We start from the raw sequence: 14,494 nt of genomic DNA on the forward strand, positions 1-14,494 counted from the left end.
GGACGGCATGACCGCCCCGGCCGGCTCGCTCGCGGCCCGCGCTCTCAGGCCGCCTCGTACTCCCGGGCGGCGGCGAGCACACCCGCCGCGGCGGCACGCGGAACGGCGACCGCGCCGTCAGCGTCGGCCACGATCACATCCCCGGGGCTGACCACGATCCCGCCGCACGCGACCGCCACGTTGACCTCTCCGGGCCCCGTCGCCGGTGGCCGGCGAAGGCTCTGGCCGCGGCACAGCACCGGCAGGCCGGTCATCTCGATCTCGGTGACATCGCGGACGTGGCCGTCGATCACCACGCCGGCCAGGCCCTGCCGCTTGAGCCGTTCGGCGAGCCGGCCACCGAGCACCGCGAAGGCGGAGATCGCACCGGCGGCAACAACCAGCACGTCGCCTGGCTGGGCCAGGTCCATGGCGATCCGGCGGACCTCCACCGAGCCGGCCGGCACCGCCACGGTCACGGCCGGGCCGGCGAAGCGTCGCAGCGGACGGTAGACCGGGCCGATCCCGGCATCCATCGAGCACGCGCCCTGCATGACGTCGGACAGGTCGGTCGGGGAAAAGGCCATGAGCCCTGTGACGATCTCCTGGCCAGGGCCGTCCACCCGAGGGTGCCGGCGCCGGCCGATGTCATGCGATTGGCGTCCGTCGTCCATCTCTTGTCGCTACTCCCGTCTGGTGATCACGGTTGGGGCAGCCGCCATGCCGCGGCGGCCGTCAGGCGGTTGGCGCGCTCAGCAGGCGGACCCTGCGTGCCTCGCGCCCGGCCCGGGGATCCGGGTCCGGACAGGACAGGATCAGCTCACGGGTGTACTCCTGCGTCGCGTGGCCGATGATCTCGGGCGTCGGACCGAGCTCGACGATCCTCCCGTTCAGCATCACGGCCACCCGGTCGCAGAGATAGCTGATCACGCCGAGGTCGTGCGAGATGAAGATGAGCGTGAGGCCCAGTCGCTGCTGCAGGTCCTTCAACAGGTTCAGGATCTGCGCCTGGACGGAGACGTCCAGCGCGGAGACCACCTCGTCGCAGACCAGCAGCCGGGGGCGGGGAGCCAGCGCACGGGCGATCGCGACCCGTTGCAGCTGGCCGCCGGACAGGGAGCCCGGCTTGGCGCCCAGCTGGTCGTCGCCGAGTCCGACCTGGGCGAGCAGCTCGCGTACCCGCGTCAGGCGTCCGGCCCGGTCCAGCCGCCGGTCGTGGATCAACAGCGCCTCCTCGACCAGCTGACGCACCGTCATCCGGGGGTCGAGGGACGCCTGCGGATCCTGGTACACCAGCTGCATCTCGCGGCGCAGGGCGCGCAGCTCCCGCCGGCGCAGCCGGGTGATGTCGCGGCCGTCGAAGCGGATCGTGCCCCGCGCCGGGTCGCAGAGCCGCAGGATGGCCCGGGCGGTCGTGGTCTTGCCTGACCCCGACTCGCCGACGAGGCCGAAGGACTCGCCCTCCCGCACCCGCAGGGACACCCCGTCGACCGAACGGGTGCTGCCGCCGCCGCGCTGGGGAAACTCGACCACGAGGTCCTCGACCACGACCAGACAGGACTCGTCCACCGCTGTGCTCAACCGTTCTCACCCTTCCGCGCCGGGGCGGGCCGGCGCGACGCCGGACCGCTCTCCGGCAAGACGATGTAGCCGTCCCTGGCCAGCCGCGGGAGGACCCCGCCCGCCGAGACGATCTCGAGGAGCTCCGGCGGTACCGCCCGGCCCGCCAGCCTGTTGCCGTCGCGGCAGTTGATCACCTCGCCGGAGGCCAGGTCGGCGCTGACCTCGTCGAGCTCGGCGACGGCCGACGCGATGCCCGGACACTCCAGTATCGGCAGCCCCGCGTTCACCGCGCTGCGGAAGAACAGGCCGTTGACCGATTCGGCGACGACGCCGGCTATGCCGAGCTCGACCAGGATCGTCGAGACCGGACGGCCTGATCCGCAGCCGAAGTTGCGCCCGGCGACGATCAGATCGCCGGGTTCGACCTGTTGTGCCCAGCCGGGCCGGTTGGCGCTGAAGACCAGCCCCGGCCGTTGCGCCGCGGGCACCCGGTAGGCGGTGTTGGGCAGCATCAGGTCGGTGTTCATGTGGTCGCCGAAGCACCAGGCTCGGCCGCGGAACCGCACCGGGCTCCCTCCTTGCGCTGCGCGCCTCACCGCAGCACCGCACGGCGAGCGAAGTCCCGCGGGTCCGCCAGGACACCTCGTACCGCGGACGCCGCCACGGTGGCGGAGGAGCCGATGTAGATCTGCGCGTCCGCTGCGCCCATCCGGCCCCGGAAGTTCCGGGTGCTGGAGGTGATGCAGACCTCCCGGCCGCCCAGCACGCCCATGTGCGCACCCCAGCACGCACCGCACGTGGAGTTGGTCACCACGGCGCCCGCTTCCACCAGGATCTCCACATACCCACGGCGGACCGCTTCGAGGTAGACCGCCTGAGATGCCGGGGTGACGATCAGGCGTACCCCGGCCGCCACCCGCCGGCCGCGCAGCACCTCGGCGGCGGTCGCCAGATCGCTGAGCTTGCCGTTCGCGCACGAGCCGATGAACGCCTGGTCGATGCGTTGGTCCGCCACCTCGGCCACCGGCACGGTGTTGTTGGGCACGAACTCCGGCAGGGCCACCATCGGGGAGACCGAACCGAGATCGACGATCCGCCGGTCGTGGTAGACCGCGTCCTCGTCGGCCAGGGCCGGCTCGAAGTCCGTCGCGCCGATCCGCGCCAGGTGTCCGGCCGTGACCTCGTCGTAGGGGAAGACCGCGAACTCCGCACCCAACTCGGCGCACATGGTGGCGATGGTGGCCCGGTCGTCGAGCCCGAGACCGGCCACGCCCGCCCCACCGAACTCGACGTTGAGGTTGGTGTGCTCGCCGTAGCGGCCCGCGAGGTACAGGAACACGTCCTTGCCGAAGACCATCGGCTGCGGCCGGCCGACAAGGTCGTACCGTATCGTCGGGCAGACCTGGAACCAGGTCCGGCCGGTGCAGAGCACCTGGGTCATCTCCAGCCGCCCGAGCCCGCGCCCGGCGGCGTTGAGCACGCCGCAGGCGCAGGTGTGCGAATCCGAGCAGGCGAGCATCTGGCCGGGCAGAACCAGGCCCTGTTCCAGGATCACCTGGTGGCAGATGCCGCCCTGGCTGCCCACGTCGAAGAGTCGTTCGATGCCGAACTCCCGGGCGAATTCGCGGGCCAGCCGCTGCCCGTCCGCGTCGGCGATGGTGGGCGCGGGGATGGAGTGGTCCAGGATGATCGACACTCGTTCGGGATGGTCCATGCGGACCGGCAGCGGCTCGGTCTTCGTGACGAACGCCTGGTCGAGGTAGACGATGCTGTCGATCTCGCAGACCACGATGTCGCCGGGCCGGGCCGGCTTTCCGCTCGCCCGCTCCAGGATCTTCTCCGTCATCGTCCGGCCCGGCGTCGGGCCGCCCTCCGTCCGGTTCGTCACGGCGTCGCCGCCTCGGCGAGCAGGCCCGGTGTCACGTCGCTCCGCTCGTCCACTGCGGTCCAGAAGGCGATCAGCCCAGCGGTCCGCTCCTGTCCGATCACCGGAGCGGCCAGGGCGCGGAACTTCGCCGCGACCTGGTCGAACGTGAGCGGGTTGCGCCAGTATCCGGGTGGGTCCAGCACCACGAAGCTGAACTTTTCGCCGTTGCGGGCACGCGCGGCCACCGTGAGCCGGATGTGCTCCGGGAAGGCCTGCTCGCAGCCGTCGTCGAGATACACGCTGATCTTCGCCATCTGCGGCCGGAGGCTCTCGTCGAGGTACGCGGCCGGCTCGAAGGTGGCCAGATCGATCGCACCGTCCACCATCGCGCGTGCGAACAGGTACGGCATGCTGTGGTCGGCCGTCTCCCGGGTACGCGGATCCCACTTGGCCGGGTCGCTGCCGATCTCGTGCCAGGATGACCAGTGCGTGCCGATGCTGATCTTGTCCAGGTCCTCCAGCCGAACCTGCTCACGCAGTTGCAGGGCGGCGGCGACCGCGGCGGTCGCGTTGTACTCGACCGGCCACGGCTTGACGCTGGTCCGCAGCAGCCGGAAGTCCTCGGCCACCCGGTCCGGGAAACCGTCCAGGGTGAACCGGCCGGAGACCAGCTCCCACAGGCCGTGCCGTCCCTCGATCGGGGCCGCCGGTCCGGTCATCCCCTCGATCGCCAGCATCATCGCGAAGGTCGCGTTGCGCACGGCGTACGCGGTGGCCGCCCCCTTCCACATCGACAGCGAACCGGCCCGCGTGTTGCGCAGCGGCACGTTCGCGGTCGCGCAGATCGCCAGCGCCTCCCGGATGACCTCCGCGGAGCAGCCGAGCATGCTGCCGAGGCCGGCCACCGCGCCGAGGCCGATGGCGTACCCCTGGTCCCAGCCCTTCTCCCGCAGCTGGGTGGCGTCCGCGATCCGCGCCGAGACCTCGTACGCGACCACCAGGCCGGTGATGAAGTTGCGGCCGGTCACTCCAGGCTGGCCGGCGAGGGCGGCCAGCGCACCGACCATGTCGCTCGGGTGGCTTCCGGGGTAGAAGTCGTTGTAGTCCAGGTACCGGATGGCGCAGGTGTTCGCGTAGGCCGCCTGCTCCGGCCCGCCCCGGCGGGATGAGCCCAGCACCACGCCGGCGTACAGGTCGCCCGGACTCGCCGCCGGGACCAGGCGCCGGGCGATTCGGGCCTGGTCGCTGTCCAGCCCTCCGATGGCACAGCCCAACGCATCCAGCGCCAGCTTGACGGCGCCTGAGCGGACCACGTCAGGGAGGTCGTCGTAGGTCTGCTTCGCGGCATACTCCGCGATGCTACGAATGGTCTCGTCCATCTCGAACTCCCAGCTAGGGTCGATGATCATCGTTTCGCCCGGTCGGTCCGGCCGGCTGTCGGCTGCCGACGAGGTCGCCTCCGGGCCCGCCGCCCCGGTCGTGCGGACCGGATGCGGAGGCCGCACCGCCGGTCGTGACGGTCTCCGCCCGGACCTGTTCCGCGAAATGGCAGGCCGACGTATGTCCGGCGGCGTGTTCGAGCGTGACCAGCGCAGGCTCGGTCTGGGTACAGATCTGTTGAGCCCGATGGCACCGGGGTGCGAACCGGCACCCGGCCGGCCGGGCGACCGGCGACGGCGGGCTGCCCGGGATGGGCTGCAGCGGCTCCCGGGCGTACGCGTCCAGCCTCGGCGCCGAGCGCAGCAGACCGGTGGTGTAGGGGTGCGCCGGGGCGCCGAAGAGCTCGTCCACGGGGGCGCTCTCCTGCACCACGCCGGAGTACATCACGGCGACCCGCTCGGCGAAACCGGCGACCAGGGCCAGGTCGTGCGAGATCAGGAGCACGGACATCTTCCGCTCCTCGGACAGCGTCCAGAGCATGTCCAGCAGGCGGGCCTGCAGCCGGACATCGAGCGCCGTGGTCGGCTCGTCGGCGATCAGCAGATCCGGATCACCCATCAGGGCCGCCGCGATGATCACCCGCTGGCGCATGCCGCCCGAGAAGTGGTGCGGATAGTCGTCGAAACGCCGCGCCGGATGCGGGATGCCCAGGCTGCCGAGCAGCGAGACCGCCTGATCGCGAGCCTCCTTCCGGCCCAGCCCGCGGTGCCGGCCGGCCTCGACGACCTGCCTGCCGATGGTCAACACGGGGTTCAGCGCGGTCATCGGATCCTGGAACACCATGCCGATCCGGTTTCCCCGAATCCTGCGCAGCCCGGCGGGCGGCAGCGAGAGCAGATCGGTGTCGTCCAGCCAAATCCTCCCCTCCGTCCTCGCCTGCGGCATCAGGCGCAGGATCGAGTGCGCGGTCACGGACTTGCCGGAGCCCGACTCGCCGACGACACCGACCCGCTCCCCCTTGCCGATCGAGAGCGACACGCCGCGAACCGCGTGCAGCATCCCGTGCCGGGTGGCGAACCGGACGTGCAGATCCTGGATTCGCAACAGCGGGTTCGGCACGCCATGATCAGGGGCGGCCATGGCTCATCGCCTCACTTTCGGATCCGCGAACAGATACGCGATGTCCACGAGGATGTTGACGACGATCGCCACCGTGGCGATCACCGCGACCGAGGCGGTGATCAGCGGAAGGTCGCGCTGCTCGATCGCACCGATCAGCATCCGGCCGATGCCCGGCCAGCTGAAGATGACCTCGACGATGACGATCCCGTTGAGCAGGGACGCCACCTCGCTGCCCACCAGGGTCAGGATCGGGATCGCGGCGTTGCGCAGCACGTGCCGCCGCGCGATGACGCCCTCGCTGACCCCGCGCGTGCGGGCCGCCGTGACGTACAGACGGCCCATTTCCTCGGAGACCGACGACCGGGTGATCTGGGCGACCCGCCCCATCGGCAGCAACGCCATCGCGCACGCCGGCAGGATCGCGTACGAGAGCCCGCCGTAGCCGTTGGTCGGAAGCAGCCGGAGGGTTACCGCGAAGACCAGGATGAGCACCAGCCCCAGCCAGAACGCCGGGATCGAGACGCCGATCGCGGAGATCGACGTGACGAGCCGGTCCGCCAACGCGTGCGGGCGTCGCCCGGCCACCAGACCGAGCACCACGCCGAGTGGTACCGCGATCAGCACCGTGATCTCGGCCAGATACGCGGTCTTCGCGAAGGCGCTCAGGGCGAGCGGCAGCGCCGGCACTCCCCGCCAGGTGGAGTCGCCGAAGTCGCCCCGCAGCCAGCCGGACATCGAGTCGAGGAACTGGCTCCACAGCGGCTGGTCCAGCCCGAGCTGGGTCCGCAGCGCGTCGACCTGTTCCTGCGACGCCTCGGGCGGCAGCATCAGCGTCGCCGGGTCGCCGATCGCGTGGCTCATCAGGAAGACGATGCAGAGCACGGCCAGGACGGTGAGCGCACCGTAGAGCAGCCGGCGCAGGACCAGCACGGCGAGCGCGTCGGAGTCCCACAGCCGGGTGAACAGGGACAGGACGTGCCGTCCTGTCCCGCCGGGCAGCGGAGGACGGCTCGCCTCGATCGTCGGAGTGCTCATCGACCCGCGCCGCCGGGCAGGGTGATGGTGTTCACCAGTACCGCCCCGTCGTTGCGGGCCACCCACTTCAGCCCCTGGCGGGCCCCGTAGAAGCGGGCCGGCCGCCCGATCGGCAGGACGGCGTAGGTGTTGTACAGGTCGGCAGCGACCTGCGCATATGCGGCCTGTCGTGCCTCGCCGGTCTGCTCCGCGGCGCTCGCGGCACGCGTGTCGAGCGCCTTGTCGCACATGGCGGAGACGGCGCCGGCACAGGTGAACCAGCCGACGGTGGCGGACAGGTCGCCGAGTTGGTTGCTGTGCATGTACAGCAGGGCCCAGCCCCGGTCGGCCGGAGCCGGTTTCGCCCGCAGGCCGGTCTGCAGCTGGGAGTTCTCCATCACGCGGGAGGACGCCTTGAGGCCGAGCGCGGTGAGCTGGGCCTGGATGACCTGGACGATCTGGTCGCCCTGCGGGACGAACCCGTTCCTGTCGATCACGTTGATCGGCTGGTCGATCGGGACGCCGGCCGCCGCCGCCTCGGCGAGCAGGCGCTTCGCCTCGGCCACGTCGTGCGGGTACGGCTTCAGGTCCGGGTTGTAGCCGAGCACGCCGGGCCGGACCAGTTGCGAGGCCTGCGCTCCCTGGGGGATGTACTGCTCGACGATGGCCTTGGTGTCGATGCCGAGGGCGATCGCCTTGCGCACCCGGCTGTCCTTCAACATCGGGTTGGTCGCCGCGTCCAGCCGGAGCAGGATCGTCTCCACCGATCCGGTGGTGACGCACTGCGGCTTGCACTGCGCCGGCTCGAGTTGAATGGCGAGGTCCGCGTCGCCCGCCTGCACCGCCGAGGAGCGCACCGAGGACTCGCTGTTGAAGGTGAACCGCACGTTCTTGACGGTGGGCCGCGGCTGCCCCGAGTCGGCCGCCAGGCCCCACCAGGAGTCGTTCGGTTCCAGGTCGAGGTACTGTCCGCGCTGCCACTTGGCGAGCCGGTACGGACCGGTGCCGACCGGATCCGAGTCGTACGTCTTCTTCGTCAAGGTCTGCGGGGAGAAGATCGGGCTGAAGAAGAGCCGGGAGGGCAGGATCGGGTCGGGTTCGGCGGTGTTCACGTCCAGCTCGTACTCGCCGGCCGCCTTCGCCGTGATCTGCGGCCCCATGAACTGCAGGAGGGCGAAGTTGTTCGCCTTGTCCCAGGTGTAGTTGAGCGCCGCGGCGGCGGCCTCGGCGTTGAACGCCGTTCCGTCGTGGAACTTCACGCCCTGCCGGAGCGTGAACCGCCAGGTCGTCGGGCTCGCCTGGCTCCACTTGGTGGCCAGCAAGGGGTCCACGCTGCCGGTCTCGGCGTTGCGCATCACCAGGGGTTCTTCCACGTTGTAGATCCATGGCGTGCCTTCGTCGGAGACGGCCGACCAGCTGCCCATGGTGCGCGGTTCCTCGGCCAGCGCGACGGTCAGGCGGGCACCGCCGCCGCCGTCGGTGTCGGAGGCGTCCGGCGCGCAGGCCGCGCCCGCGCCGAGGAGAACGAGGGCGCTGGTCAGGCACCCGAGGATGCGGGCCGATCCGGCGTAGGCGGACGTCGCGTCCCGCCGTCTCGGTTCGGCCGGGGGCGTGGCATCCGATTGGTTGACATGCATCGAAGGTCCGTCCTTCTCAGAGGCATTCGGCGGTGGGGTGTGATGGGGCGGGCCGGCGACCGCGGGGCGGGATGGCCGTGATCAGGCGCCGCGCCCGTGCTGTTCCAGATCCATACGCAGGACCGGCTTGGCCGAACTGCCGCCGAACCGGGCGGCGATGATGTTCAAGCTCAACGCGGTCAGCATGATGGCGACCCCGGGTAGGGTGACCTGCCACCATGCGGTGGTCATGTAGTTCTTGCCCTCGGCGAGCATCAGTCCCCAGGAGGCCTCGGGCGGTTGCACCCCGAGTCCGATGAAGTCGAGTGACGCCTCCAGCAGCATCATCATCGCCATCTCGAGGGTGAGCAGGACACTCACCGGGCTGAGCACGTTGGGCAGGGCGTGGCGCAGGATGGCCCGGGCGTCACTCGCCCCGAGCTGCAGGATTCCCTCGAAGAACTGGCGCTCGCGCAGCGACAGGAGAATGCCCCGGACCAGCCGGGCATATACCATCCAGCGGGTCACCGCCAGTACGAGCACCACGTTGAGGATTCCCGATCCGAGGACGTAGAGCGCGAGTAGCGCGATGAGCAGGGACGGCAGGCCCATCTGCAGGTCGACGATCCGCATGATCAGACTCTCCCGGAAGCCGCGGTAGTACCCGGCGAGCAGACCAAGGGTCACCCCGATGAGGCCGGAGAGCAGCACGCTGAGGACGGCGACCAGCAGCGAGACGCGGGCGCCGTAGATGAGCCGGCTCAGCTCGTCCCGGCCCAGCGCGTCGGTGCCGAGCAGCGCGGTGGACCCGCCGTCGCCCAGCGTGCCCGGCGGACTGTTCCGTAGTGCCGGGTTGATCGCCATCGGGTCGTGTGGCGCCACGATCGGGGCGAACACCGCCGCGAGGACGAGCACGACCAGGAATCCGACCGCGGTGCCCAGCAGCAGGTTCCCGCGGCCGACGTGCCACACCATCCGCACTCGGGACCGCAGCGCCGATGCGGCGTTGGGGCTCGGAACCGGGGGCGAGGCGGTCTTCTCCGGCCGCCCGCTCGTCGCCTCTGGCGTCACGACGTGGCCCTCCTCCAGGAGTCGCAATGGGGCCGAAATCATCGAATGGCGTTGGTCACCGGATCTAGCCGCCGGCTGGGACTTTCCAAACATCTGAAGATCGCCGGCCGCCTTTGCGGTAAATGAGACTCCGGCCGGACCCACGTGATATTCGCCGGTCTCCGGTCCGATGCTTGGTCGGCCGTCGCGGTCTCAGGCCCGGTGGCACCGCACATCGCCGACTGGAGGTCCTCGTTGTCCGAGCCGATGTCAACCCCCACCGTGGCCGCCCGGATCCTCGACGCGCTCGCCGCCCTCGGCGTCGACCGGGTCTTCGGACTGCCGGGCGTGCACAATCTGCCGTTCTGGCGAGAGCTGGGCCCGGGACGGCCGAGCATCATCGGGGTCCGGCACGAGCAGGCCACCGTCTATGCCGCGGATGGCGCGGCCCGGGCATCCGGTGGACTGGGCGTCGCGCTCACCACCACCGGTCCCGGTGCCGCGAACGCGGCGGGTGCCTTCGGCGAGGCATGGTCATCCTGCAGCCCGGTGCTGGTGATCGCCAGCGAGATCCCCACCAGACTCCGAAAGCCCGGTAGCACCCGCCGGGTCCTGCACGAATGCCGGGATCAGGCGGCGATCTTCGAGCCGCTGGCCAAGGCGGTGTACCGGCCCCGGACACCGCAGGAAGTCGGCGCCGCTGTTCGCGATGCGGTCACCACCGCGCTGGCCTTCCCGCGCGGCCCCGTCTACCTGGACATCCCGACCGACGTGCTGGACCTGCCCGGTCCGCAGATCGTGATACCGCCAGGGGTGACCCGCCCCGCCCCCACCGCCGAGCAGATCGCGGCCGCCGCGGCCGAGATCGACGCCGCCGAGCGGGTGATCGTCTGGGCCGGTGGCGGAGCGATCCAGTCAGGCGCGAGCGCCCAGGTCGGCGCGCTCGCGCGGCGGCTGTGCGCCCCCGTGCTGACCACATACGCCGGTCGGGGCGTCCTGCCCGCCGACGATCCGTACCTGGTCGGCCTTCCCCCACATGAGCCTGAGGTGGCCAAGCTCCTCGAGTCGGCCGACCTGATGGTGGCGGTCGGCTCGGACTTCGACGGTATCGCCACCAAGAACTGGTCGATGCCACGCCCGCCGCGGCTGGTCGCGGTCAACTGCGATCCGGCGGACGCGAGCAAGGACTACCAGCCCGACGTACTTGTCGTCGCCGACGCGGCGACCGCGCTCGACGAACTGATTCCGGCCGTCCGTGCGCGCACCGCCTCGTGGGCACCCGAGCTGCCGGCCCTGCGGAGCCGGATCCGGGCTGACATCCGCGCCGACTCCCGCACCACCACGGCGATGGAACTGGTCGAGGCGGTCGAGGCCGGCTGGCCCCGCGACGGCCGGATCGTCAACGACATGGCGATCGGCGCCTACTGGGTCAACGCCTACGCCGACATCTACGGGCCGCGGCGGATCCAGTGCCCGATCGGCTGGGGCACGCTCGGATACGCCCTGCCCGCCGCCATCGGCCCCGCCTCGGACGGTCAGGGCCCGGTGCTCGCCATCGTCGGTGACGGCGGCATGATGTTCGCGCTCGGCGAGCTGGCCACCATCGTCCAGGAACGGCTGCCGATCACCGTCCTCGTCGTCGACGACGGCGGATACGGCATGCTGCGCTACGACCAGATCCACGACGGTGACGAGGAGCGCGGGGTCGACCTGCACGGCCCGGACTTCGCCCAGCTCGCCGCGAGCTTCGGCATCACCGCGATCCGCCGGGACTGCGTCGATGCCGGCCTGGGCGCGGTGCTCGCGGAGTGCGCCGAGGCGAAGGAGCCACGGCTGGTGTGGCTGCGCCAGAAGCTGATCCCGCCGCGCACGACTTCACCCCGCTGGAACGACTGAGCGCGTGGGGCACAGAACCGCATTGACGAGACGACCGGCCCGGTCGGGGCCAACGGCAGAAGGGGAACGACGCGTGGGTGCGCTGTCCGGAATACGCGTGCTGGAGCTCGGCGGTCGCCGCTCCGTCCAGGTGGCCGGCCAACTGCTGGCTCAGTTCGGCGCGGACGTCGTGACCGTCGAGCCGGCGCAGGGCACGGCAGAACGACGACAGGGACCGTGGCACGGCGAACCGGGCGTGGAGTCCAGCGTCTCGCACTGGTACTACAACGCCGGCAAGCGGTCCGTCACGCTGGACGCGGATCGCGGGCCGGACGTCGCCGAGCTCGCGTCGCTGCTGGTCACCGGAACTGTCGTCCTGGACGGCACCGACGACGGCCTCTGCCGGCCGGAGATCGCGCGACGGTGGTCCCGGGACCACCCCGGCACGCTCTACTGCCGGGTCACCCCGTTCGGCGATGACGGACCGTGGGCCGAGTACCGCTCGTCGGACCTGGTTTCCCTCGCTCTCGGCGGCGTGCAGGGACTCTGCGGCTACGACGACATCGACGTGCTGGAGCCGATCGCCCCCGCCGGCGGGCAGACCGGGCACGTGGCCGGGGTCGCGATCGCCACCGCGGTGATCGGCGCGTTGTGCCACCTGCTGCAGCATGGCGAGGGGCAGTCGCTGGACGTGGCCGAGCACGACGCGCTCGCCGTCAGCACCGAGATGGCCAACACCTACTGGGAGTACCAGCACACCAACCCGCGCCGGGCCACGGGGCGACACGCCCGACCCTACGACAGTCCACCGTGGAACCACCGCTGCCGGGACGGGCGGTACCTCTGCGCCCTGCCCTTGTACCTCGAGGACGGGCGGTTCGCCGCCATGGTGGAGTGGTTCCAGCAGTTCGGGATGGCCGAGGACCTGGCCGACCCGGTGTACGCCACCTGGGACGAGCGGGCCCGGCACATGGACCACGTGGTTGCCGTCATCCGGCGGTTCTGCGCAACCCAGGATTCGCAGTACCTCTTCCACGAGGCGCAACGCCGCCGGTTGCCGTGGGCGGTGATCAACGGCCCCGCCGACCTGCTCGCCGACCCGCACCTGCGCGAACGCGGCTACTTCGCCGAGATCGCCGACGACCGGCGCGGCGTGCGGTGGCGCCACCCCGCGAACCCGGTCAAGCTCAGCGCCACCCCCTGCGTCGCGCCCAGCCGGGCTCCGCTGCTCGGCGAGCACAACGGCACTGTGCTGCCGCCCACCGGCGTCGGCTCGCCCGCCCGGCAGCGTCACGGGTCGCGTCCACTGGCGGGCCTGCGGGTCCTCGACTTCTCGTGGAGCGTGGTCGGACCGACCGTGACCCGGAACCTGGCCGCCCTCGGCGCCGAGGTGATCAAGGTCGAGTGGCCGGGACGGGCCGACGCGATGCGCACCACGATGTACGCCGCCGGTGAACGAAACAAGGGGCTCAACAACGGCCCGTTCTTCGCCAACCTCAACGTCGGCAAGCTCAGCCTCTCGCTCGACGCCCGCTCGGAGCGGGGCATGGCCCTCATCCACCGCCTCATTGCCGCGTCGGACCTGGTGGTGGAGTCCTTCTCCGCGGGAGTGTTCGCCCGGTGGGGCCTGGACCACGAGCGGCTGCGCTCGATCAACCCCGCCGTCATCTACGTCAGCGCCTCCGGCTTCGGCCACTCCGGCCCCTACATGGACTACGGAACCTGGGGACCGACCGCCCAGGCGTTCAACGGGATGACGGCGATCTCCGGCGTACCCGGGCAACCGCCCGCCGGCTGGGGATGGTCGTTCATGGACGTCATCGCCGGCGGGATGGCCACCGTCGCGACCCTCGCGGCGATCTGGCACCGGGACCGCACCGGCGAGGGGCAGAAGGTCGAGATCGCACAGACCGAGGCGGGACTGGCCCTGCAGGGCGCGTCGCTCCTCGCCACGCAGCTCGATCCGCAACTGGCGGTGACGGCCCGCGTCGGCAATCAGACGGTCGGCCCGCCGGCGCAGCGCGTCGCCACCTACCGAGGCGAGCAAGGGGTGCCACACAACGTCTACCCCACCGCGGGTGGCGGTCACTACGACTACTGCGTGGTCACGGTCATCGACGACGCGCAGTGGCGCGCGCTGTGCACAGTGATCGACGCCCGCGACTGGCTGGCCGACCCCGAACTCGCTACCGCCACCGGGCGGGCCCATCGCCAGGACGAAATCGACCGAGTCCTCGCCGACTGGACGCGCCGCCGCGACAAGTATGAGGTGATGCGGCTGTTGCAGGGCGCCGGAGTGCCGGCCGGCGCTGTGCAGTCCGCGCAGGACCGGATGGAACACGACCCGCAGTTGCGCCACCGCGGAGTATTCCCGGTGCTCGAGCATCCCTATCTGGGACAGCACCGCTTCGAAGCCCCGCCGTTCCGGCTCTGTGCCACCCCGGCCCAGCTGGACCCGGTCTGGCCGAGCATCGGCGCGCACACCGAACAGGTGTTACGCGACGTACTCGGCCTGGACGCCGAGGAGATCCGCGCACTGGCCGAGGAAGGGGTCACCTGGCCGGCGGGGATGCCGCGGGAGGTCTCGGTGGAGCGCTCGCTGTGGTGACCGACCGCCCGGCCGGCGAGACGCCGGTGAGGAGGATGTTCGATGAATGACGCCGCGGCGAAGTACTGGTGGGCGGCGATCGCCCGGCACCAGCTACTCGTACAGCATTGCGCCGGATGCGACCGCTACCAGCACCCGCCCGCCTCGACCTGCCGCGGCTGCCACGCCGGCGCCCGGCTGGAGTGGCAGGAGCACGACGGCCTCGCCCCGGTCGTGTCGTACACCGAGGTGCACTCCAGCACCTACCCCGGGTTCACGGTGCCGTACTGGCTCGCCACGCTGCGGATCGCCGAGGAGGCGTACCTGGTCTCCAACCTCGTCGACCTCCGCGGGCGGCCCCATGCCGGGCTGCTGACCCGGGTGCGGTTCATCGAGCGCGGTGGACGCACCATTCCGGTGTTCGCACCGGTCGAGACCTGA

The 14,494-nt window shown here is 71.0% G+C and carries 12 protein-coding genes; 3 read left to right on the top strand and 9 right to left on the bottom strand.

Features of this window, described 5'->3' with window-relative positions:
- Positions 1-44: 44 nt before the first annotated feature.
- From ACQPY0_RS43825 to ACQPY0_RS43865, 9 genes are all read right to left on the bottom strand, one after another.
- On the bottom strand, positions 45-566 hold the full coding sequence (locus ACQPY0_RS43825) for an RraA family protein (protein WP_432974767.1): 522 nt from the start codon (positions 564-566) through the stop codon (positions 45-47).
- 148 nt (positions 567-714) lie between these two features.
- A complete protein-coding gene (locus tag ACQPY0_RS43830; RefSeq protein WP_432974769.1) occupies positions 715-1,560 on the bottom strand; it encodes an ATP-binding cassette domain-containing protein in 846 nt (281 codons plus the stop codon).
- Positions 1,557-2,108, bottom strand: a complete 552-nt coding sequence (locus ACQPY0_RS43835) for a 3-isopropylmalate dehydratase (protein ID WP_432974771.1) — start codon at positions 2,106-2,108, stop codon at positions 1,557-1,559. Before ACQPY0_RS43835 ends, ACQPY0_RS43830 begins: the two co-directional genes overlap by 4 nt.
- A 26-nt stretch (positions 2,109-2,134) precedes the next feature.
- Positions 2,135-3,430: an aconitase/3-isopropylmalate dehydratase large subunit family protein gene (locus ACQPY0_RS43840; RefSeq protein ID WP_432974773.1), complete on the bottom strand. Its 1,296-nt coding sequence runs from the start codon at positions 3,428-3,430 to the stop codon at positions 2,135-2,137.
- Positions 3,427-4,818 (bottom strand): MmgE/PrpD family protein, encoded by a 1,392-nt coding sequence (locus ACQPY0_RS43845; RefSeq protein WP_432974775.1) that lies wholly within the window; start codon positions 4,816-4,818, stop codon positions 3,427-3,429. Before ACQPY0_RS43845 ends, ACQPY0_RS43840 begins: the two co-directional genes overlap by 4 nt.
- Positions 4,802-5,929: an ABC transporter ATP-binding protein gene (locus ACQPY0_RS43850; protein WP_432974777.1), complete on the bottom strand. Its 1,128-nt coding sequence runs from the start codon at positions 5,927-5,929 to the stop codon at positions 4,802-4,804. The genes ACQPY0_RS43845 and ACQPY0_RS43850 overlap by 17 nt, the downstream gene beginning before the upstream one ends.
- A 3-nt stretch (positions 5,930-5,932) precedes the next feature.
- A complete protein-coding gene (locus ACQPY0_RS43855) occupies positions 5,933-6,946 on the bottom strand; it encodes an ABC transporter permease (RefSeq protein WP_432974779.1) in 1,014 nt (337 codons plus the stop codon).
- A complete protein-coding gene (locus ACQPY0_RS43860) occupies positions 6,943-8,562 on the bottom strand; it encodes an ABC transporter substrate-binding protein (RefSeq protein WP_432974781.1) in 1,620 nt (539 codons plus the stop codon). The genes ACQPY0_RS43855 and ACQPY0_RS43860 overlap by 4 nt, the downstream gene beginning before the upstream one ends.
- A gap of 81 nt (positions 8,563-8,643) precedes the next feature.
- Complete coding sequence (locus ACQPY0_RS43865; RefSeq protein WP_432974783.1) at positions 8,644-9,612, bottom strand: ABC transporter permease; 969 nt, start codon at positions 9,610-9,612, stop codon at positions 8,644-8,646.
- Between the two features lie 246 nt (positions 9,613-9,858).
- Here ACQPY0_RS43865 and ACQPY0_RS43870 point away from each other — a divergent pair, with 246 nt between their 5' ends.
- The 3 genes from ACQPY0_RS43870 to ACQPY0_RS43880 all read left to right on the top strand — a co-directional run bounded on the left by ACQPY0_RS43870 (position 9,859) and on the right by ACQPY0_RS43880 (position 14,494).
- Positions 9,859-11,487: a thiamine pyrophosphate-binding protein gene (locus ACQPY0_RS43870; protein WP_432974785.1), complete on the top strand. Its 1,629-nt coding sequence runs from the start codon at positions 9,859-9,861 to the stop codon at positions 11,485-11,487.
- A 73-nt stretch (positions 11,488-11,560) separates the two neighbouring features.
- Positions 11,561-14,074 carry a CoA transferase gene (locus ACQPY0_RS43875; RefSeq protein WP_432974787.1) on the top strand — a complete coding sequence of 838 codons (2,514 nt, stop codon included), beginning with the start codon at positions 11,561-11,563 and terminating at the stop codon, positions 14,072-14,074.
- A 42-nt stretch (positions 14,075-14,116) separates the two neighbouring features.
- Complete coding sequence (locus ACQPY0_RS43880; protein WP_432974789.1) at positions 14,117-14,494, top strand: Zn-ribbon domain-containing OB-fold protein; 378 nt, start codon at positions 14,117-14,119, stop codon at positions 14,492-14,494.

Source organism: Dactylosporangium sp. CA-233914 (assembly GCF_050942935.1).
GTDB lineage: Bacteria > Actinomycetota > Actinomycetes > Mycobacteriales > Micromonosporaceae > Dactylosporangium.